14 protein-coding genes and 1 pseudogene are annotated in these 19334 nt (G+C 38.4%); 14 read left to right on the top strand and 1 reads right to left on the bottom strand.

Features of this window, described 5'->3' with window-relative positions; translation table 11 throughout:
* Window positions 1-10 precede the first annotated feature (10 nt).
* The 8 genes from AC4J95_RS03920 to AC4J95_RS03885 all read left to right on the top strand — a co-directional run bounded on the left by AC4J95_RS03920 (window position 11) and on the right by AC4J95_RS03885 (window position 8463).
* Window positions 11-604 (top strand): KpsF/GutQ family sugar-phosphate isomerase, encoded by a 594-nt coding sequence (locus AC4J95_RS03920; RefSeq protein WP_494548685.1) that lies wholly within the window; start codon window positions 11-13, stop codon window positions 602-604.
* A gap of 13 nt (window positions 605-617) precedes the next feature.
* The gene (locus AC4J95_RS03915) at window positions 618-1877 is read left to right on the top strand and encodes an ABC transporter substrate-binding protein (RefSeq protein WP_494548684.1); all 1260 of its coding nucleotides are present in this window, start codon (window positions 618-620) and stop codon (window positions 1875-1877) included.
* 50 nt (window positions 1878-1927) lie between these two features.
* Window positions 1928-2884 carry a carbohydrate ABC transporter permease gene (locus tag AC4J95_RS03910; RefSeq protein ID WP_494548683.1) on the top strand — a complete coding sequence of 319 codons (957 nt, stop codon included), beginning with the start codon at window positions 1928-1930 and terminating at the stop codon, window positions 2882-2884.
* Window positions 2881-3705, top strand: coding sequence for a carbohydrate ABC transporter permease (locus tag AC4J95_RS03905; protein WP_375360578.1), 825 nt, complete (start codon window positions 2881-2883; stop codon window positions 3703-3705). Before AC4J95_RS03910 ends, AC4J95_RS03905 begins: the two co-directional genes overlap by 4 nt.
* A gap of 13 nt (window positions 3706-3718) precedes the next feature.
* Window positions 3719-4816, top strand: coding sequence for a glycoside hydrolase family 172 protein (locus AC4J95_RS03900; protein ID WP_494548682.1), 1098 nt, complete (start codon window positions 3719-3721; stop codon window positions 4814-4816).
* The gene (locus tag AC4J95_RS03895) at window positions 4746-6113 is read left to right on the top strand and encodes an ABC transporter substrate-binding protein (protein WP_494548681.1); all 1368 of its coding nucleotides are present in this window, start codon (window positions 4746-4748) and stop codon (window positions 6111-6113) included. Before AC4J95_RS03900 ends, AC4J95_RS03895 begins: the two co-directional genes overlap by 71 nt.
* Before the next feature lie 122 nt (window positions 6114-6235).
* The gene (locus tag AC4J95_RS03890) at window positions 6236-7255 is read left to right on the top strand and encodes a LacI family DNA-binding transcriptional regulator (RefSeq protein ID WP_494548680.1); all 1020 of its coding nucleotides are present in this window, start codon (window positions 6236-6238) and stop codon (window positions 7253-7255) included.
* A 95-nt stretch (window positions 7256-7350) separates the two neighbouring features.
* Complete coding sequence (locus AC4J95_RS03885; RefSeq protein ID WP_494548679.1) at window positions 7351-8463, top strand: ABC transporter ATP-binding protein; 1113 nt, start codon at window positions 7351-7353, stop codon at window positions 8461-8463.
* Window positions 8464-8857: 394 nt separating this feature from the next.
* Here the strand turns inward: AC4J95_RS03885 and AC4J95_RS03880 are convergent, their stop codons facing one another.
* Entirely contained in the window at window positions 8858-9121 is a 264-nt protein-coding gene (locus AC4J95_RS03880; protein WP_494548678.1) for a hypothetical protein, read from the bottom strand.
* A gap of 618 nt (window positions 9122-9739) precedes the next feature.
* On the opposite strand from AC4J95_RS03880, the gene licT reads away from it, so the two are divergent.
* The 6 genes and pseudogenes from licT (at window position 9740) to AC4J95_RS03850 (ending at window position 19327) form a co-directional block, all read left to right on the top strand.
* The gene (gene licT, locus AC4J95_RS03875; protein WP_494548677.1) at window positions 9740-10573 is read left to right on the top strand and encodes a BglG family transcription antiterminator LicT; all 834 of its coding nucleotides are present in this window, start codon (window positions 9740-9742) and stop codon (window positions 10571-10573) included.
* Between the two features lie 101 nt (window positions 10574-10674).
* Window positions 10675-12108: a glycoside hydrolase family 1 protein gene (locus AC4J95_RS03870; RefSeq protein WP_494548676.1), complete on the top strand. Its 1434-nt coding sequence runs from the start codon at window positions 10675-10677 to the stop codon at window positions 12106-12108.
* A 12-nt stretch (window positions 12109-12120) separates the two neighbouring features.
* Window positions 12121-13572 (top strand): annotated as a pseudogene (locus tag AC4J95_RS03865) (6-phospho-beta-glucosidase).
* Window positions 13562-15460: a beta-glucoside-specific PTS transporter subunit IIABC gene (locus tag AC4J95_RS03860; protein WP_494548675.1), complete on the top strand. Its 1899-nt coding sequence runs from the start codon at window positions 13562-13564 to the stop codon at window positions 15458-15460. Before AC4J95_RS03865 ends, AC4J95_RS03860 begins: the two are co-directional and overlap by 11 nt.
* 694 nt (window positions 15461-16154) lie before the next feature.
* Complete coding sequence (locus tag AC4J95_RS03855) at window positions 16155-17060, top strand: magnesium transporter CorA family protein (protein WP_494548674.1); 906 nt, start codon at window positions 16155-16157, stop codon at window positions 17058-17060.
* Between the two features lie 422 nt (window positions 17061-17482).
* Window positions 17483-19327 (top strand): BglG family transcription antiterminator, encoded by a 1845-nt coding sequence (locus AC4J95_RS03850; RefSeq protein WP_494548673.1) that lies wholly within the window; start codon window positions 17483-17485, stop codon window positions 19325-19327.
* Window positions 19328-19334 lie beyond the last annotated feature (7 nt).

Here is a 19334-nt window from a genome sequence, read left to right as displayed (position 1 = left end):
GGAGGTTCGTATGGATATTTTAGAAAGAGCGAAAGAGGTAATAAGTACCGAACAGCAGGCGTTACAAGTAGTAAGCGAGAATTTAAGTGACGATTTTTTAAAAATCGTTCAAGTTATTCAAGCACGTAAAGGAAAAGTAGTTTTTACTGGAGTAGGAAAATCAGGCCATATCGGAACGAAGCTAGCTGCCACATTTTCTAGCCTAGGAGTAACCTCGATCTTTGTTCATAGCACAGAAGCCTTACATGGAGATCTTGGAATGATCAATCACGATGATATTGTATTTATGATGTCGAATAGTGGTGAAACTGGTGAAGTATTAGCAATGCTGCCATCATTAAACAAAATCGGTTGTACAAAAATTGCATTTACTTCTCAGCCAGAATCCACGTTGTCTAAATCCTGTGAAATGACATTGTCTTACCAATATGAGACAGAAGCTGATCGTTTAAATCTAGCTCCGACTACCAGTGCCATTATTATGCTGTCATTGGGCGATAGTTTAGGTGTTGCTTTATCAGAATCATTGAAGTTTGAACGTGAAGATTTCCATTTATATCATCCTGGTGGCGCACTAGGCGCTCAATTAGAGTCTAACAAGTAGAGGAGAAAAGAAAATGAAAAAGAAACTTTTTTTGCTTGCAGCGGTAGTTTTGTTAACAATATCTCTAGGAGCATGCGGTAAGAAAGACGATGCTGCATCTGACGGTAAGGTTGAACTTGAATTTTGGAATCATTGGGTAAGTGATGGTGGAGAGGCAAAGTTCTTTAATGAGAAAATCAAGGAATATGAAAAGAAAAATCCTGACGTAAAAATTATTCAAAAGAACATTTCGATTGATGATTACACAGGGACTAAGTTGACAACAGCGTTCGCTACCGGTGACGGTCCAGATATTTTCAGTGCGAGTCCTGGTACGATCAATACTTTTATTGATTCTGGAATCAATTATCCATTAGATGATTTCTTTCCTAAGGAAGTTCGAGAAGATTACTCAAAAGAGTCGATTAAAGATGTGACTAAAGATGGAAAAATTATTGCTGCTCCCTTTGAACAAGATTTAATGGCTCTTTTCTACAATAAAGACATGTTTGAAAAAGCAGGAATTCAACCGCCAAAAACTTGGGATGAAATGACTGAGGCGGCTAAAAAATTGAATACAGATAAAGTTACAGGGATAACTTATGATCTTACCAAAGGAGCATATGGAAACTTTTCATTTATGCCATTCGTGTGGCAGGGTGGCGGAGATTTCTTTGATGGAAAAAAATCAACACTCAATTCTCCGGCTGTCATTCAAGCATTAACATTATGGAAAAAAATGGTTGATGATAAGAGTGCAAATCTCAAACCCTCTCGACCTGCTAGTGACGTTGGTATTTTAGGTGATGGAGAGACTGCTATGTGGATCGGTGGAAGTTTTGGAATCAAGGCGTTGGAAGATGACTATTCAGATATGAACATTGGCGTTGTTCCGTTGCCGATTCCAAAAGACGGCACGCCAACATCGGTTGCTGGTGGTTGGAAAATGGTCGTTAATAAGCAAAGTAAAAATCCAAAAGAAGCTGCTAAATTTGTAAAATGGCTGTTCTTGAATAAAGATCCGAAAAATAGCATTGAATGGAATACGGAAGTGAAATTCTCTTATTCCCCTAGAAAATCGGTAATTAAAGAAGCGGAAGGAATTTATCAAAAAGGGCTGCGAGCTGAGTTTACTAATGAGATTTATGGAACAGAACGTCCAGAACTTTCAATGGATCCTAAAGTGGCAGATATTATCGGTGACATGATCCAGGAAGCGCTCTATAACAAAACTCCAGAAGAAGCTGCTAAAGAAGCTGATAGTAAACTAAAAGATTACTTTGAAAATCAGTAATTGATACAAGTTGGGGCTGATTTTTCAGTCCCAATAGTAAGGAGGATCGTATGTTAAAAATGGGCACAAAAGAAGAACAAAAAAGTTCGGCAACGATCAAAAAGAAGACGCTAAACAAGAATTTGGGTGAGTCTGTCACTGCATACTTAATGTTATTACCCGATATTATTGGACTAGCTGTTTTCGTCTTTATTCCAATGTTATATGCAATCTACGTGAGTTTTCACCAATGGAATGGATTAACACCGATGGAATTTATTGGTTTGGATAACTATAAACGTTTGCTAGGTGATAAAGACTTTCTAAATTCGCTAAAAGTAACATTCACCTATGCCATTATTTACATTCCTAGTGTGTATTGCATATCACTTGGATTGGCTTTAGTAACAACAAGTCTAAAGGGAAAATTAGAAGTTTTTGCGCGAATGGCTTATTTTATTCCATATTCTATTTCAACAGTCGTTGCCGCTTTAGTTTGGACATTCATGTACTCACCCAAAAGAGGGTATTTCAATGAGATATTAAAACTATTCGGAATTCCAAATCAAAGTTTTTTAGCAGATAAAAATCAAGCTTTGTTAAGTGTTGTAGCGGTCAGTGTTTGGCTGATTGTTGGCTATAATATGGTGATTTTTATTTCTGCTTTAAAAGATGTACCAAAAACATATTATGAAGCAGCTGAAATGGATGGCGCAAATGCAATCCAAAAATTCTTTAATGTGACCTTACCACAAATAAAAAATACTACCGTTTTTATTCTGATCGTAACGACAATCGGTTCTTTTCAAGTATTTGATCAGATCAAAATTATGACAAATGGTGGTCCAGCAAAAGCAACAGAGGTCACGGTTTTCAGAATTTATGATCAAGCATTTACAATGTATGACTTTGGCTACTCTTCAACAATGGCAGTCGCATTATTTATGTTAATCATGGGGCTATCCTATTTCCAATTTAGATCGATGGGCGCGACGGAACCAAAAGTGAAACGAGGGAAAAAAGCATGAAGAGAAGTAGAAAAAAACAATGGATCATAAATATTTGTGCGATAGCATTGGCATTGCTATTTCTATTTCCAATTTATGTTATGGTTCTAAGTTCATTCAAACCAAATAACGAAATCTTTAATATGTCACTGATTCCTGACTTTAGTACGCTTACCTTAGACAATTTTCGGCAAGTGATGGCGAATGGCTCCTTCTTCCAAAGTATGTTGAATTCCTTCATCATTGCGGCAACGATCACGATTGCTGCGCTGTTGTTTCACTCAATGGCTGGTTTTGCATTGGCTAAGCTAAAATTCCCCGGAAAACGATTCGTTTTTGGTTGGTTCATGAGTACCATGATGATTCCTTTTGCAGTAATCATGATCCCGCTTTTTTCGATCGTTAAAGGAATGGGATTATTAAATACTTTGTGGGCGGTAATACTACCACTACTCCCAAATGCGTACGGAATATTTCTATATCGACAATTTTTTATGGATATTCCAGATTCATTATTAGAAGCAGCCCGGATCGATGGATTATCAAATTTTCAGATTTTCTGGAAAATCTATCGTCCATTATCAACACCGATCACGATCACATTAGGAATAACCTTTTTTGTCACTAACTGGAATACTTACTTGTGGCCGCTGATCGTGACACAACGACAAGATCTTTGGGTCGTTCAGGTGGCAATGGCAAACTTTAAGCAAGAACACACAACAGCATGGAATCTGATCTTGGCTGGCGCAGTAATTGCAGCGTTACCAACAGTCATCTTATTTTTCTTATTCCAAAATTATATTAAGGACGGTATTAAAACTGCCGGTATGAAAGAGTAGAGGAGAATTGTATATGTTAGGAAGTTCGTTAAGAGACATTTGCAAAGAAAGAACAGGCAAACGCAAAAGAGCATCTAGTTATGATATTACAGGAGGAAATCGTGATTTCTTAAAGGTCTATCCAGGAGATAGTAAAACGATTGCGACAATTAGTGGAGCCGGATGTGTCACACACATTTGGATGACAATGGCACCATTAGAAGACGGTGCCATGGAAGAATATTTGTATCGTAAAGTGATTATCCGTATGTTTTGGGACAATGAAGAAAAACCTAGTGTAGAAGTTCCTATCGGAGATTTTTTTGGAATGGGACACGGAATAACGAAAAATTATTCATCTGCTCCTTTCCAAATGGGGCCTGAGCATGGACAAGCATTAAATTGTGTTTTGCCGATGCCTTTTGCGGAAGGTGCCCGTTTTGAGATTGAATCACAGGCAGCTGAACCAATCAAATTTTATTATTACATTGACCATGAGTTGTATGAGGAATCACCAGATACCGCGCTTCGCTTTCATGCGACTTGGCATCGAGAATTGACTCAAGGAATTAATAGTGATGATGTAACGAATGCGTTTTTTGAGTTTGGTGGAAAGAATACGGATGGAAAAAATAATTATGTTCTATTAGAAGCTGAAGGGAAAGGCCACTATATCGGCTGTAACTTGAATATCCATAATTTACGTTACACCAATGAATGGAATTGGTATGGCGAAGGTGATGACATGATCTTTATTGATGGTGAGGAATGGCCACCGACATTACATGGTACCGGAATGGAAGATTATTTTAATACCGCATGGTGCCCAACAGAGGAATATCAAAGTCCTTATTTTGGTTTACTGCTTGGAGGAGATCCAAATTGGGCTGGAAAAATTTCAACCTATCGCTACCACATCGAAGATCCGATTATGTTTGATGAATCCATTAAAGTGACGATTGAACATGGGCATAATAATCATCGTAGTGACGATTATAGTAGTACGGCGTATTGGTATCAAACAGAGCCGCATAAAGAATTTCAACCACTTTTAGGTATGAATGAGCGATTGCCATTGCCTGATATCAAAGCTGCCACAGCAGAAGAGACTGAGGAATTTTTCAATTATTAAGACTAATGAAAAGACGAGGGGTCAGTTAATGAAGAAAATAGTGTTAGTTTGTCTAATTTTAATTGGATTATCTGGTTTGGCTGGTTGTGGAAGTGAAAAAAAAGCCGCAGAAAGTGATGAAAAAATAAAGTTGGAGTTTTGGAATTTTTGGTCAAAAGATGGCGGTGAAGACAAATTCTTCAAAGCACGTATCAAAGAATTTGAAAAGAAGAATCCAAATATAAAAATTACACAAAGCAATATCCCTGTAGACGATTACATGGGAACAAAATTGGCGACCGCATTTACTTCTGGAACAGGCCCCGATATTTTTGTCGCTAGTCCTGGAACGATCGGAAATTTTATTAATGCTGGGATTCCCTATCCAATGGAAAATTACTTTTCTGATGAAGTACGAAAGGATTACTCTAAAGCATCACTTGAGGCAGTAACAGACAAAGACGGACATATTCTTGCAGTACCTACTGAACAAGATTTGGTGGCTCTATTTTACGATAAAGATCTCTTAGCTGAGAAAAATATCACACCGCCTAAAACATGGGATGAAATGGTCAACGCAGCTAAACAATTGACTACCGACAAGCGCGCCGGTATAACGTTTGAAGTCACTAAAGGAGCTTTTCAAAATTTCTTATTGATGCCATTTCTTTGGCAGCAAAATTCGAATTTTATCGTTGACGGCAAAGCAAATCTGGATTCTCCTGAAGTAATTAAAGCTTTAAGCTTATGGAAAACAATGATTGATGATGGCAGTGCGAACATCAAACCTTCAAGAGGAGCAGGAGATGTAGGAATTCTTGGAGATGATGAAACAGCTCTCTGGATTGGCGGTACAGTTGGTATCCGGGCTTTGAATGATGAGTTTAAGGATCGGAATATTGGTGTCGTACCTCTTCCAAAACCTGATCAGAATGCAAAAGATGTTACGGTTGCTGGTGGCTGGAGTTTCGTTGTCAATTCAAAAAGCGAACATCCTAAAGAGGCAGCAAAATTTGTGCAATCAATGTTCTTAGATGAAGATGGTAGGAATAGTACTAAATGGAATACAGAAGCGAAATTTTCGTATTCACCAAGAAAAAGTGTAGTTGAAGGAGCACCAGATGCCTATCAACAAAATTTGGCAAAAGAAGTTACAGAACAAATCTATGGAACAGAAGTTCCTGAATTAACTATGTCTCCAGAAGAAAGTGATATTATTGGTGATATGATTCAAAATGCACTGTTTTCAACAACACCTGACAAGGCTGCAAAGGATGCCCAGAAAAAAATGGAGATTCTACTGCGATCTGAAAAATAGCGAGCAACCTGAGATAATTGGTGTGAATAATATTGTAAGCAGCGAAGGATATTTATTTCTATAATCTAAAATGTTAAGATTATCGAGAAAAAGAATCGTGATTACGAAAAGAAGGAAAGAATATGCCTAAAGAGGAAATGAACCTAAAAAGAGTGACTATTAAAGACGTAGCCAAACACGCTAACGTTTCTACAGCTACAGTTTCAAGAGTAGTTAACGGTATTGGAACAGTGACTGACGACAACAGAAAAAAAGTTCAAGAGTCGATTAAAGAATTAAATTATTTTTCAAACACGCTTGCTTCGAATCTAAAGAAAAATAGTAGCAATGTTGTTGGTATAGTTATCCCTACATTTACTAATGAATTCTTTATGCAAGTAATCAAGGGGATTGAGGACCATTTCGGGCATTCTGAATATGTCTTTTATATTGCGAGCTCAGATGATAAACCAGAAAAAGAACGAGCAATTCTAAAAAAATTACTCGAAAGTAATGCAGAGGCAGTCGTGTTATCAACGATTGGCGGAAATGATCAATTCATCGAAGAATTAAGACAGTTAAATATGTATATTATCAGTGTTGATAGATATATTGATAACGAGGAGCCAATGGATTATATTTGTGAAAACAATCAGGAATCTGCGTATCAACTTACAAAAGAGTTTCTTAAAGAGAAACCTTCTAATGAAATTGTTGTGTTAGGCGGGCATGAAGAGCTTTCAATCGGTCAAGAAAGATTACTTGGAACAAAACAAGCACTCAAAGAAGAAGAAATTCTATTTCATTACATTGACGGACAGTATAGCGAAGAAACGGCTAAGCAGCTTTTCCTGACGATTAGAGAGGATTTTCCGTTAGGATGTGGAATTATTTCACTGAATAATACGATGGTTGCAGGGTTAATCAGTGCTATGTACGAAGAATTATCTGATGAAGAGATGAGTAAATATCCGATAGCCTCTTATGGAGAAATAGTTTTTCAATCAATTTTCTCCAAAAATATTCCCATCCATATTCGTCAACGACCATATGAGATTGGAAAAGCTGTCGCTGATCTTCTAGAAAAGAAGATTTCTGCAACAAATTCCACTCCGCAAACATACGAAATAAAAAGCAGTTTGGAAAAAGCAACTCTTAAATAATACGTAATAGCGGTTAAGTATTTAGCCGCTTCATTTGAATAACAATCAGAAAACGGTTTCTTTTTCTGATTGTTGATGAAAGACGAGGGAGAGACATGGTTGAAGTAGCATTAAAAGGGATTCATAAAAAATATGCAAATAACGAGAATTACTCTGTCACTGATTTTAATTTGGACATTGCAGATCGAGAGTTTATCGTTTTTGTAGGACCGTCTGGATGTGGAAAATCGACAACCTTAAGGATGGTCGCTGGATTAGAAGACATTTCAGAGGGGGAATTACATATTGGCGGTCAGGTCATGAATGATGTCGCACCAAAAGATCGAGATATTGCGATGGTTTTCCAAAATTACGCCCTGTATCCCCATATGACAGTTTTTGACAATATGGCATTTGGTTTGAAGTTAAGAAAATTTGAAAAAGAAGAGATAAAACAACGGGTTGAGAACGCTGCTTCTATCTTAGGATTAACGGAATACCTTAATCGAAAACCGGCTGCACTTTCTGGCGGGCAACGTCAGCGCGTAGCATTAGGTAGAGCGATAGTTAGAGATGCGCAAGTATTTCTAATGGATGAACCACTATCCAATCTAGATGCTAAACTACGTGTAGCCATGCGTGCTGAAATTGCTAAATTACACCAACGTCTAAACACTACAACAATATATGTAACACACGATCAAACAGAAGCGATGACGATGGCAGATCGAATTGTTATTATGAAAGATGGATTTATTCAACAAATCGGGACACCTCAGGAAGTCTACAATACACCGAAAAATGTATTTGTTGCTGGGTTCATTGGTTCCCCAGCGATGAATTTCTTTAGTGTCGAATTAAAGAATGGTCGTATTACGAATAACCACGGACTTAACCTTACCGTACCAGAAGGGAAAAATAAGGTTTTGGTAGAACTAGGATACGAAGGAAAAGAGCTGATTTTTGGCATTCGTCCAGAAGATATTCATACAGAACAAATCGTTTTAGAATCGACCCCAGAAGCAACGGTTAGAGCTGAAGTTGTGGTCTCCGAGTTATTGGGTGCCGAAACAATGCTCTACACTCGGATAGGTGACAATGAATTTATTTCAAGAGTAGATGCACGAGACTTTCATGAGCCTGGTAAGTTCGTTGATTTAGCCTTTAACTTAAATAAGGGTCATTTTTTTGACAATGATACTCACGAGGTAATCTCTCTTTCAAAATAATTGAAATAGAAGAAAGTGCATTCTATCTTCTGAAGAGAATTTAATAAAAGTATTTACAAATCAGTATAGAGGCGATCAATCAATGCGATCGTCTCTTTCTTTTTTGCTCGTAAGCATCAAAAGAGGGCTCATCAATGGCAAAGCATTGATGATGGCTTGTGTCAGAGCGGAGCGCCCAGTTATACGAAAAAAGCATGACAAAGCTCATCCTCAGTCATCCAGTGTAAGCAATTGTTACGGATGGTCAAGTGTGCGCTGCGCCTATTCTTGTCAAGGCAACCCATTATCGAAAGTCGTTAGGCTGCCTGTTGATCATTGATAAATTGTTCCGACATCGTCAGGAGACTAATCCATTTCTGAGGTATGTCGTCATACGTTTCGAGCTCTGGTAAAATCATCGGCCTGCGACTTCTTTTCTAGCTTGGAATGCGGACGAAGAAGGTTGAAATAGGTAACAATTAGCGTGACTTTGGCAAGAGGTCGCTTCAGAATGGAAGCGGCCTAACGGCTTATAGTTTACTTTGAATGTGCGGTTCAAACGTTCAATAATCTGTTTCAATGGTTGGTATTCCTGTGATACTTCGTCTTCATTGGTGAGCCGAATGACTTGGATTACCTCGAAATCAATGCCCTGTTGAGCGAAGAACTTCTCGGCCAACTTTGTAGATCGGATTGTCGTTGACGATCAGTTTTAAGTCAGCTGGAATCTGTTAAAATCGACGAATGACAGCATAGATATCCTTGATAACAGTCTCTGTATCTCGATGATGACTGTATCGATGAGAGAGAATAATCTTTTTTTTTGCATTAAAGCACAAGCTGGCTGCCCAGAATATCCAAGGCCCGATCATCGAGACTTGCTGGGGACAGGGCTATCGGTTGCATGAGGCGGTCTTTGAACAGATTAGTGTTGATTCAAAAGAGCTGAAGTATGGGAATGAATAGTTCCTTCAATGGTAAGCACCGACTATCCTTTGAGGAAGGAAGTGGGTGCTTTTTATCTAGGGATCTTGAGTAACAAAGCAATTGTTCTCGTTTTCGTAAATGACCATGCATTGCAGTCTTTACAGAAAATCTAGATATAACACGTATATGACTTTTTTTATGGAATAAAATAAGATGTTGACAATATGTATTTATGCTGATATATTTTATTTGTAGGCGTTACCAAATAATTGAATAAATAGGATTGTTATTGGCAAGGCAGGCGATACCACAAGAATGTGTGTATTTGCGTGTTTTTTTTTTTTAGGCTGGAAAGGTGGATTCATTGAAGATGATTATCAAAAAAAAATTTAATAATAACGTGTTGATGACCACCGATAGAGAAGGAAATGAAATTATTCTAATCGGAAATGGGATAGCTTTTAATTCTCGCCCGGGGGAGCTTGTGGATGAGGAGAAAATCGAAAAAATATATCGAATGGAATCAACCAAGAATACAGATTCTTTTGCGGATTTTTTGATGACTATTTCTGAATCACAATTAGAGATGATCGAAAAAATCATTGAATATGGTGAAGAAAAATTAGGGCTACAACTCAACAAATATTTATATTTGAGTTTAAATGACCATATTGAAAGTGCATTGGAACGTCATAAGGCTCAAATGGATTTATCCAATCCATTACTGTGGGAGATCAAGAAAATTTACCCGCAGGAATTCGAAATTGCTGCTCATGCGTTGAAATTGATTGAAGCACAAAATGGTGTTAGTTTACTTGAGGATGAGGCGGGATTTATTGCGCTTCATTTTGTGAACGCCCAACAGAAACAAGAAAAAATGCATCAAACTATGCAAATTCCAAAGATAGTCAAAGATATATTAAGCATTGTAGAGTATCATTTTTCGATTGAATTGAGTAAAGATAGTGTTTCTTATGAGCGATTTTTGGTTCATTTAAAGTTTTTCGCTCATCGAGCAGTCACGCATGCTGATTTTCCGAATTCAAACATCTCCATGTTAAAGCAGTTGGCAGCATCTTTGCCAAAAAACTATGCATGTGTTGAAAAAATCAATCAATACATGGAGGAAAATTATGAGATTGATGTCAGTGATGATGAAAAATTTTACTTGATGGTACATCTTCAACGTGTCATTGAAAGTTAATAACAAAAGGATTGTTACTGTTAGGCAGGCGATACCTTAGATGAGTCTTTAGCAAAGACTTATTTGAGGTATCGCCTTTTTATTTTGGAAGGAGAGATAGGATGGACGATAGTAGTTTCCCAGAAAATTTTTTATGGGGTGGGGCAATTGCTGCAAATCAAATTGAAGGTGCTTGGAATATAGATGGAAAAGGAATGAGTGGTGCGGATTTGTTTTATTATGATCCTCAAAGTGATACCTCCAAATTGCATGTCTCTAATAGGACCAAAGCACATGTGTTGGACGCGATTCATGATGACGAAAAGTATTATCCAAAGAGACATGGAATTGATTTTTATCATAGCTATCAGAAGGATTTAAGCTATTTAAAGGAAATGGGCTTCAAGACCTTCCGATTATCAATTAATTGGGCACGAATCTTTCCGAATGGCGATGAGATTGAACCAAACGAGGCCGGATTGGCTTTTTATGATCGTTTATTGGATGAAGTCCTTGCAAATGGAATGGAGCCGATTGTTACGATGCTTCATTATGAGATACCAGTGAATCTCACACTAAACTATGGTGGATTTCATAATCGTCAGGTTATTGATCTATTTGTCCGATACGGAAAAACGCTTCTGGAACGTTTTGGGCAAAAAGTGAAATATTGGATTGTCATAAACCAGATTAATTTATTTCAAATCGAACCATTCAATTCGACGGGGATATGTATTGATCAAGTAGAGAACATGCAGGAAGCTTTGTATCAAGCAATCCATAATCAGATGATCGCTAGCGCAAAGATCGTCAAAGCAGCTCGTGAGATCAATACGAGGCTGAAAATAGGAACAATGTTAGCAGATTTGACTGCTTATCCAGAAAATAGTGATCCAGAAAACAATGTGCTTGCTTTACAACATAATCGGATGAGTTATTATATGACGGATGTCCAGTTTCGTGGGAAATATCCGGGTTATATCTTACGTTTTTTTGCTGAAAATCAGTATACGATTGAATGGACTGAAGAGGATGCTGAGCTGTTGAGGCAGCATACAATGGACTTTTTAGCGATCTCTTATTACTTTTCTCAGATGGTTTCGATTGAGAAGAATGGAGATGATCGTTTCGCGGTAAGTCCGAATCCATATTTAAAGGCGAATCCATGGGGCTGGGCTATTGACCCTAAAGGCTTGTATCATTGTATTTCTAAGTATTGGGATCGTTATGAAAAGCCTATCATGATTGCCGAAAATGGTTTAGGAATGTATGACAAATTAGAGAATAAAACAGTGTATGATGACTATCGAATTGATTATTTAAAGAACCATATCCAACAGTTGAAGGAATGTGTGAAGGATGGAGTAGAGGTGTTCGCGTATTGTGCTTGGGGGCCTATTGATCTAGTTAGTGCTTCTTCACAAGAAATGGAAAAGCGTTATGGGTTCATCTATGTTGATTACGATAATTTGGGTAAAGGTACAGGGAATCGCTATAGGAAAAAATCATTTGACTGGTATAAGACGGTCATTGCAACAAATGGTGAGAAAATATAAGGAGGAAAACAAATGTCAGTATTTAATGAAGATTTTTTATGGGGCGGAGCAATTGCTGCCAATCAGTATGAAGGAGGGTATAAGGAAGGTGGAAAAGGACTTGGACCAGTAGATTTCTTACCTAATAAAGATGAAAATCGTGTCCACGTTATGTATCATCCAGAATTAGCAATGAAGCAAAAATTTAATTACTATCCTAGTCATCATGCTATTGATGGGTATCATTATTTTAAAGAGGATATTGCGCTGTTCGCTGAGATGGGCTTCAAATGTTTGCGTATGTCTGTCAGCTGGCCAAGAATTTTTCCAAACGGTGATGAGGAGACGCCGAATGAAGCAGGATTGAAATTTTATGATGAATTGTTTGATGAATGTTTGAAATACAACATTGAACCAGTGGTTACCTTGAATCATTTTGATACGCCCATTTATTTATATGAAAAATACGATGGCTGGACAAATCGAAAGCTTATTGATTTCTTTGTTCGGTACGCTACAGTGATGTTTGAACGTTACAAAGGAAAGGTAAAATATTGGCTGACTTTTAATGAAATCAATATTTTGCAGGTGTTACCATTTTTAGGAGGCTGTTTTGATCCAGAAAAATTCGAGAACCCATTACAAGCAAAATACCAAGCAGCTCATCATCAGCTAGTATCTTCAGCTCTTGCGACGAAAAAGGCAAGGGAGATTGATCCAGAAAATAAAATAGGGTGTATGTTGGCGGCAGGATAGGCATATCCGAATACGTGCAATCCGAATGATATTTGGGCAGCTAAACTAATGGATAGGGAAGGACTCTTTTTCATTGATGTTCAAGTACGAGGAAAGTATCCTAGCTATAGCCGTCGTTTCTTTGAAGAACAGCAGTTGGTGATCAAACAGGAAAAAGAAGATGAAGAGATTTTGAAACATACAGTAGATTTTATTGGTTTTAGTTACTATTCAACGAAAGTTGTCTCTGCAGATCAGCAAGTTCTTTCAAGTTCGGAGAAGTCAGACGGTAATATTTTCTCTAGTTTAGAAAATCCTTATCTTCCGAAAAGCGAATGGGGTTGGATTATTGATCCAATGGGGTTAAGAATTACGATGAATACGTTGTATGATCGCTATCAAGTACCTCTTTTTGTGGTTGAAAACGGTCTTGGAGCGGTGGATATTCCAAATGAATCGGGCGTTATCGAGGATGATTATCGTATCAAATATTTAAATGAACATATCGATGCGGTTGGTGAAGCAATTAAGGATGGCGTAGAAGTTATGGGATACACCCCATGGGGCTGCATTGATATTATCAGTGCTGGAACAGGCCAAATGTCTAAGCGTTATGGTTTCATTCATGTTGATCTGGATGATAACGGAAAGGGGTCATTCAAGCGGAGTAAAAAGGCCTCGTTTGATTGGTACAAACAAGTGATCGCTAGTAATGGTGAGAAAGCAAGGGGGACTAAAGATGAAATTTAATGAATTAGCTAAAAAAATAATTGAAGCTGTTGGAGGCACTGATAATATCGAGCAGGTTTGGAACTGTACGACGAGACTTCGTTTCAATCTTGTTGATCATTCAATAGTTGATGATGGAAAAGTTCAAGCGATCAAAGGGATGCTAGGAACACAAGATAAAAAGAACCAATATCAAATAATCATTGGAAATGATGTCGCTGAAGTATACAAGGAAGTGGAAAAATTAGTAGGAAATCACGCACCACAAGAGACTGTGAAAAAAAGTAAAAAAGGAGTCAATCCAGTTAATGAAGTTCTAGAAGTTATTTCAGGAATTTTTACACCGATCTTGCCAGCAATCATTGGAGCTGGGATGATGAAGTGTATATTAACAGTCCTCTCACTTGCTAATCTTGTGAAAATGGATTCGGGTGTCTACACTGTTTTCTTTATGATCTCTGATGCCGCGTTTTATTTCTTGCCTTTCTTGATTGCTGTTTCTGCTTCAAGAAAGTTTAAGGTCAATGAGTATATCGGCTTATCTGCTGCGGGCGTTTTGCTTTACCCAACGTTGATTAATGGAGCAGCAGAAGGTTTAGCACCAATGAAATTTTTTGGTCTTTCGATTCCTTATTTGAGTTATAGTTCTTCGGTGGTACCGATCATTTTGACGATTTGGTTGATGAGCTATATCTATCATTTTGCAGATAAATATATTCCAAATGTTTTTCGTTTTATTATCACGCCTGTAGTTACGTTGATTATCACTGTACCGATTTCTTTACTTATTTTGGCACCGTTAGGAAATTATATCGGAAATTACTTATCGAGTGGTTTAGATTGGTTATTTTCAACAGCTGGTCCAGTGGCTGGGTTTGTCTTATCTTGCTTTAATCCATTGCTGGTAATGACAGGAATGCATTTTACCGTAATGCCGATCGCTATTCAAAATCTGGCGAATACAGGATATGATAACTTCTGGTTGCCGTTTTGTTTGATTAGTAATATTGCACAAGCCGGTGCAATATTTGCTGTTTTCTTTAAGACCAAAAACAATGAACAAAGATCAATCGCTGCTTCAACAGGAATTTCAGCACTATTTGGCATTACAGAGCCGGGGATGTTTGGGGTTACTTTCAAATTGAAAAAACCATTTTATGCAGCAATGCTGGCGGGAGGAATCGCTGGCTTCATTGGAGTGCTGTTAGGTGTCAGAACGTATTCCTTTAGCGCACCAAATATTTTAGTGTTACCCACTTATATAGCGCCTGATGGAAATACTCAAGGCTTGATCGCGATTATCATTGCTTTAGCAGTAAGTTTCGTTCTTTCTTTTGGTTTTACGATGTTTTTGAAATTTGATCCTTTGGAAGGAAATTCAGCATCTGAGAAAAAAGGAAAAAATGAAGGAGCGATCGAAGTAGGTGATCCAGTGATTGGTACTCAAGGTTTTTATGAAGAGGTGGCGAGCCCGTTAAGAGGGGAACTGTTGGATATTCAGACTGTACCAGATAAAACGTTCTCTGATGAGATAGTGGGAAAAGGGGTGGCGATTGATCCTGTTGAAGGCAAACTCTATGCACCTTTTGATGGAGAAGTTGCACTCGTATTTCGAACGAAACATGCGGTAGCGTTTAGATCATTAAATGGATTAGAATTATTGGTTCATATTGGTATTGATACAGTTGAACTTGATGGAGAGGGATTCACAATGCTAAAAGAAGCAGGGGACCCAATCAAAAAAGGTGAGTTAGTTATGGAATTTGACTTTGAAGGTTTAAAGGAAGCAGGTTACCAGACAATTACGCCTGTGGTCATCACAAATTATACAGAATTTCAAGAAATAAATAAAAATAGTTTAGATGGGCCGATTGATGAGGAGTCAATTTTGCTTCAAGTAAGTAATTGATTTGAATGTAGAATACTAAAACTCCCTTTGCAAGAGGTTTTGGATTCCAAATAAGAGTAAAGGATTCCGTATATTTATTGATGGTGGTTGCTAAATATGTCGATCAAAATTTAGTTCAAGTAATAAAATGATGGGAGCTTTTTTACGATTCAAAATGGTCTAAATCGCTTTGGAGGTAGAGTTTTGACAGTCAGAAAATAATTTACAATTGAATCTTGCTGTTGTTGTACGATGCAAAAAAAAAAGTTATTGTTTTGTTCAATTACCTAAGGGGCTGACCCAAAAAGCAAAATGAGCTAAATGCTTTTAAAATAAATCGAATAAAAAACAAGAATCAGCTCGAATAATAATTAAATAGCCGGACGATTGTATTCTATCTCCTTGAATAGAGATGCAATCGTTCGGCTTAATTTTGCTGATAAATGCCAAATAATACAATATTTACATATCAAATATTCAACCTGCTATGCGGGCTTTTCTTGGGTTGGAATAGAATGTCGATGTTTTCCATCAAAGTAGTGACATTCTGTTGTAACTGAAACGCATCTTATGGGTAATAAGAAAGCCATTGTACTATGACTCCAAAAAGTGACATTTTTCCCGGAAGAGCCAACCTTCCAGAAATTCTGAGGATACAACCAGCCTGTTCTATGATAGAATGCATACGGACTCATGACAGATAGGAGACAGGCCTATGTATACAAAAGAAGTGTTTAACAATAAAATGAACAGCTGGATCAATGTCGAGGCGGAAAATGCGGATGAACTGAAGAATCTGTATCGGGATTACGGGATCGATAATGAATTTGTTGATTACTCATTGGACCGTAACGAGCGAGCGCATTTAGACTATGATAAGTTGACTGATGTGCTGCTGCTGATATTCAATGCGCCGAATCGACGCAAGATTGATAATCATTATGAAACTGTCCCCATGACCTTCATCGTGGTGAATCGCACGTTGATCACCGTAACCAATCAGCAAAGCAAATACCTCTACTTTGAAATTAAAAATTATCTGGAGAAGAATCCCAACAGCACGCTGTTTGAATTGCTATTTAGCAGTCTTTTCATTATTTCGGACCAATATTTCCCCTTTGTGGAAGGAATGGACCGGGAGCGCAAACGGATCAGCAGCTTATTAAAAGAAAAGACAACGAAGCAGAATTTATTGCTATTATCGGATTTAGAGACTGGGATCGTTTATTTCGTGACGGCCTCTCGGCAAAATGTGCTATTAGTGCAGCAGATCAAAAGTCATGGGATCTATCGCCGGTTGAGCGATCAGGAAAAGGAAAGCTTGGATGATGTCATGATCGAGGCGCAGCAGTTAGTGGAGATGACACAGTTGTCTTCTCAGATTTTGCAGCAATTATCTGGTACCTACAATAATGTCCTGAACAACAACTTGAACGATACGATGCGAATCTTGACGGTGTTATCCGTTCTCTTGACGATTCCTACGATCGTCTCCGGCTTCTTCGGAATGAACATGCCGCTGCCACTGGAGCATAACGCCTCTGGTTGGATCATTACGATCCTAGTCAGCCTATTGTTGTGGTTTGGCTTGTCCTATGTGTTGAGAAAACTGATGAAATAAAAAAATGACCTGTGTAAAGCTAGAAAGATCAATTTCGTGATTGATCCTTCTAGCTTTTTGTGTTTTTTAGTAACATAATAACAAGACTTCTTATTGTTGACGATCTCACTAAGTATCAATAAAAATGGACACGATTCCATGATTAATGGAGCGCGTCCGTTTTTATTGATTTTTTTAACGAGAAAAAAAGATTTTGGATAAGGTGCCCGTTCTTATGTGAAAGATGATAACTTTATAAAGGGATTAGTGCAATGAAGGTGCTAGTTATTGTCACAAATTTTGCCCTTTTCTCATTGCATTTCTAAACAAAATACTGTATCCCCCATGAAATAAAGACTTTTTGCACTAGAGTAAGTGCAATCATTTCATATTGTGACACGAAAAAGAAATCACTATAGTTAAACGTGTAAGGAGAGAGTATTATGCAACAAATCACGAAACGACAGATTCAGGTATTGCTTCAGTTGCTGGAGGATTCAGACCCAAGGACCACCAAAGAGCTGGCGGATCAGCAAAATGTAAGCGTGCGCACCATCAAATATGATCTGGACAGCATTCGTTTGTGGCTTCAAGAACGGAATCAGGATTTGACCAGCAAAAGGAGCCAAGGCGTTTGGTTGGAGCTGAGTGATTCTGAACGGATCAAATTAAAGAGTGAATTGATGGATGTCGATCGGCTGGAGTTGTTCGCGGATCAAACCCTGCGGTTGGATCGTCTGAGTATCTTCTTGATGCTGACGAATCAAGCGATTACTTCTTTTGAATTGGCGGAGCGTTTGATGGTCAGCAAGGATACGATCCTCAACGACTTGGATGTTTTAGAACAGCGTCTTGTTTCTCAGGGGATGACTCTTGAGCGATTGCCCCGCAAAGGTTTTTTGATTACGGGTCCAGAGCATCAGATCCGGCTATTGATCGAAGAGGTGCTGCAAAAAGATTTAACTGATTACGACATCTACAAGATCATGGAGCTGCTCCTGCAAAGTGAAAAGCAAGAGGGCTACGAACTGTATTCGGCCAAAGGGACAGCATTTCAAGAAGTCTTCAATCAAGTCTTAGGCGACATGCGTCAGCTGTTAAAACAGATCGACACGGCGGAACTGAATTACGCGGAATTACTGAACATGCTGATTCGTGTAGCGATTGCTACTGTACGGCTGCAAAACGAATACACGATTGGTCGCTACCAGCTGTTAAATGATCCAAAAGAGCAGCGGGAACTCTCTTACTTATTGATGCAGCAAGTTTTTGCACATTATCAGCTGCCCTTGTTCGAGGATGAGTATCGCTACATCTACAGCGATACCTTCGAAAATGATCCGCAGCAGGATGTCATGACCTTGACGGAGAATCTGATTCAGAAGGTAAGTAAAAAGATCAACTATTCTTTTTCAAATGATCCACAGCTGTTGACGAATCTCTATGCTCATTTATCAATGCGGTTATCCCGCAAGCAAAAATTCGTGAATGAGTACAATCCCTTCAAGGATGATATCAAGGCTAAGTATCCAGAATTGTTCGATGCAATCGAAACGGTCGTCCGGCGGGAGATTCAAGGGAGGAGCTTATTGATTAACGATTCCTTTATCGCCTATATCGCGTTGCACTTTCTCGTTTCTTATGAGAAGGCGGCGGATCTGCGCAGTGTCCGAGCCGTCTATGTTTGTTCCACCGGTTTAGGGGTGACAAGTCTAATCAAGCAGAAAATCTCGGAAGAACTCTCAAATATCGAGATCGCGGCTTTTGCCTCTGTGCTGAATGCGCAGGAGATCATCAAGCAGAAGGAACCAGAATTGGTTATCAGTATTTTTCCGATCGAAGGGATGGATAGCGAGTTTGTCAAAGTTCATCCGCTGCCAACCAAGCAGGATTTAGAAAAGATCCAGCAGGCAGTCAAAAAAATCTTGAGCCAGTCACCACAAAAAGGAACGAAGAAATTGCGGTTGGAGCCGGCAAGCAACCGAACCTCATTAGAGGACTTCAGCAAGGAGCTGATTTTGCAGGCGTATACGATCTACGAAAAATTATTACTGCTATTTCAAGAGCAGCTCAATCAAGAATACCGTGAAGCCTTCTTATTGCATGTATTCTTGATGGTTCATCGCATTACCTTTGATCAGCAATACATGATGGAAGGAAACAAGACGGACGAAGCGCTAACTGCTTCTGCGTCATACAACAAACAGATAGAGCAGCTATTCGCGGAACACAATTTAACCATCAATCAGTCGGAGATCAATGCTCTATTTGCTTATATCAAAGGATAGTGTTTGC

This window comes from Enterococcus sp. GPZ-007 (genome assembly GCF_059374735.1).
The sequence above is the reverse complement of the archived record's forward strand: the minus strand, read 5'-3'. Positions and strand labels throughout refer to the sequence as shown.

Bases quoted from the DNA above. Each gene is read 5' to 3' on its own strand.
- AC4J95_RS03920 (WP_494548685.1), top strand. From the start codon at position 11: ATGGATATTTTAGAAAGAGCGAAAGAGGTAATAAGTACCGAACAGCAG.
- AC4J95_RS03915 (WP_494548684.1), top strand. From the start codon at position 618: ATGAAAAAGAAACTTTTTTTGCTTGCAGCGGTAGTTTTGTTAACAATA.
- AC4J95_RS03910 (WP_494548683.1), top strand. From the start codon at position 1,928: ATGTTAAAAATGGGCACAAAAGAAGAACAAAAAAGTTCGGCAACGATC.
- AC4J95_RS03905 (WP_375360578.1), top strand. From the start codon at position 2,881: ATGAAGAGAAGTAGAAAAAAACAATGGATCATAAATATTTGTGCGATA.
- AC4J95_RS03900 (WP_494548682.1), top strand. From the start codon at position 3,719: ATGTTAGGAAGTTCGTTAAGAGACATTTGCAAAGAAAGAACAGGCAAA.
- AC4J95_RS03895 (WP_494548681.1), top strand. From the start codon at position 4,746: ATGAGCGATTGCCATTGCCTGATATCAAAGCTGCCACAGCAGAAGAGA.
- AC4J95_RS03890 (WP_494548680.1), top strand. From the start codon at position 6,236: ATGCCTAAAGAGGAAATGAACCTAAAAAGAGTGACTATTAAAGACGTA.
- AC4J95_RS03885 (WP_494548679.1), top strand. From the start codon at position 7,351: ATGGTTGAAGTAGCATTAAAAGGGATTCATAAAAAATATGCAAATAAC.
- licT (WP_494548677.1), top strand. From the start codon at position 9,740: ATGATTATCAAAAAAAAATTTAATAATAACGTGTTGATGACCACCGAT.
- AC4J95_RS03870 (WP_494548676.1), top strand. From the start codon at position 10,675: ATGGACGATAGTAGTTTCCCAGAAAATTTTTTATGGGGTGGGGCAATT.
- AC4J95_RS03860 (WP_494548675.1), top strand. From the start codon at position 13,562: ATGAAATTTAATGAATTAGCTAAAAAAATAATTGAAGCTGTTGGAGGC.
- AC4J95_RS03855 (WP_494548674.1), top strand. From the start codon at position 16,155: ATGTATACAAAAGAAGTGTTTAACAATAAAATGAACAGCTGGATCAAT.
- AC4J95_RS03850 (WP_494548673.1), top strand. From the start codon at position 17,483: ATGCAACAAATCACGAAACGACAGATTCAGGTATTGCTTCAGTTGCTG.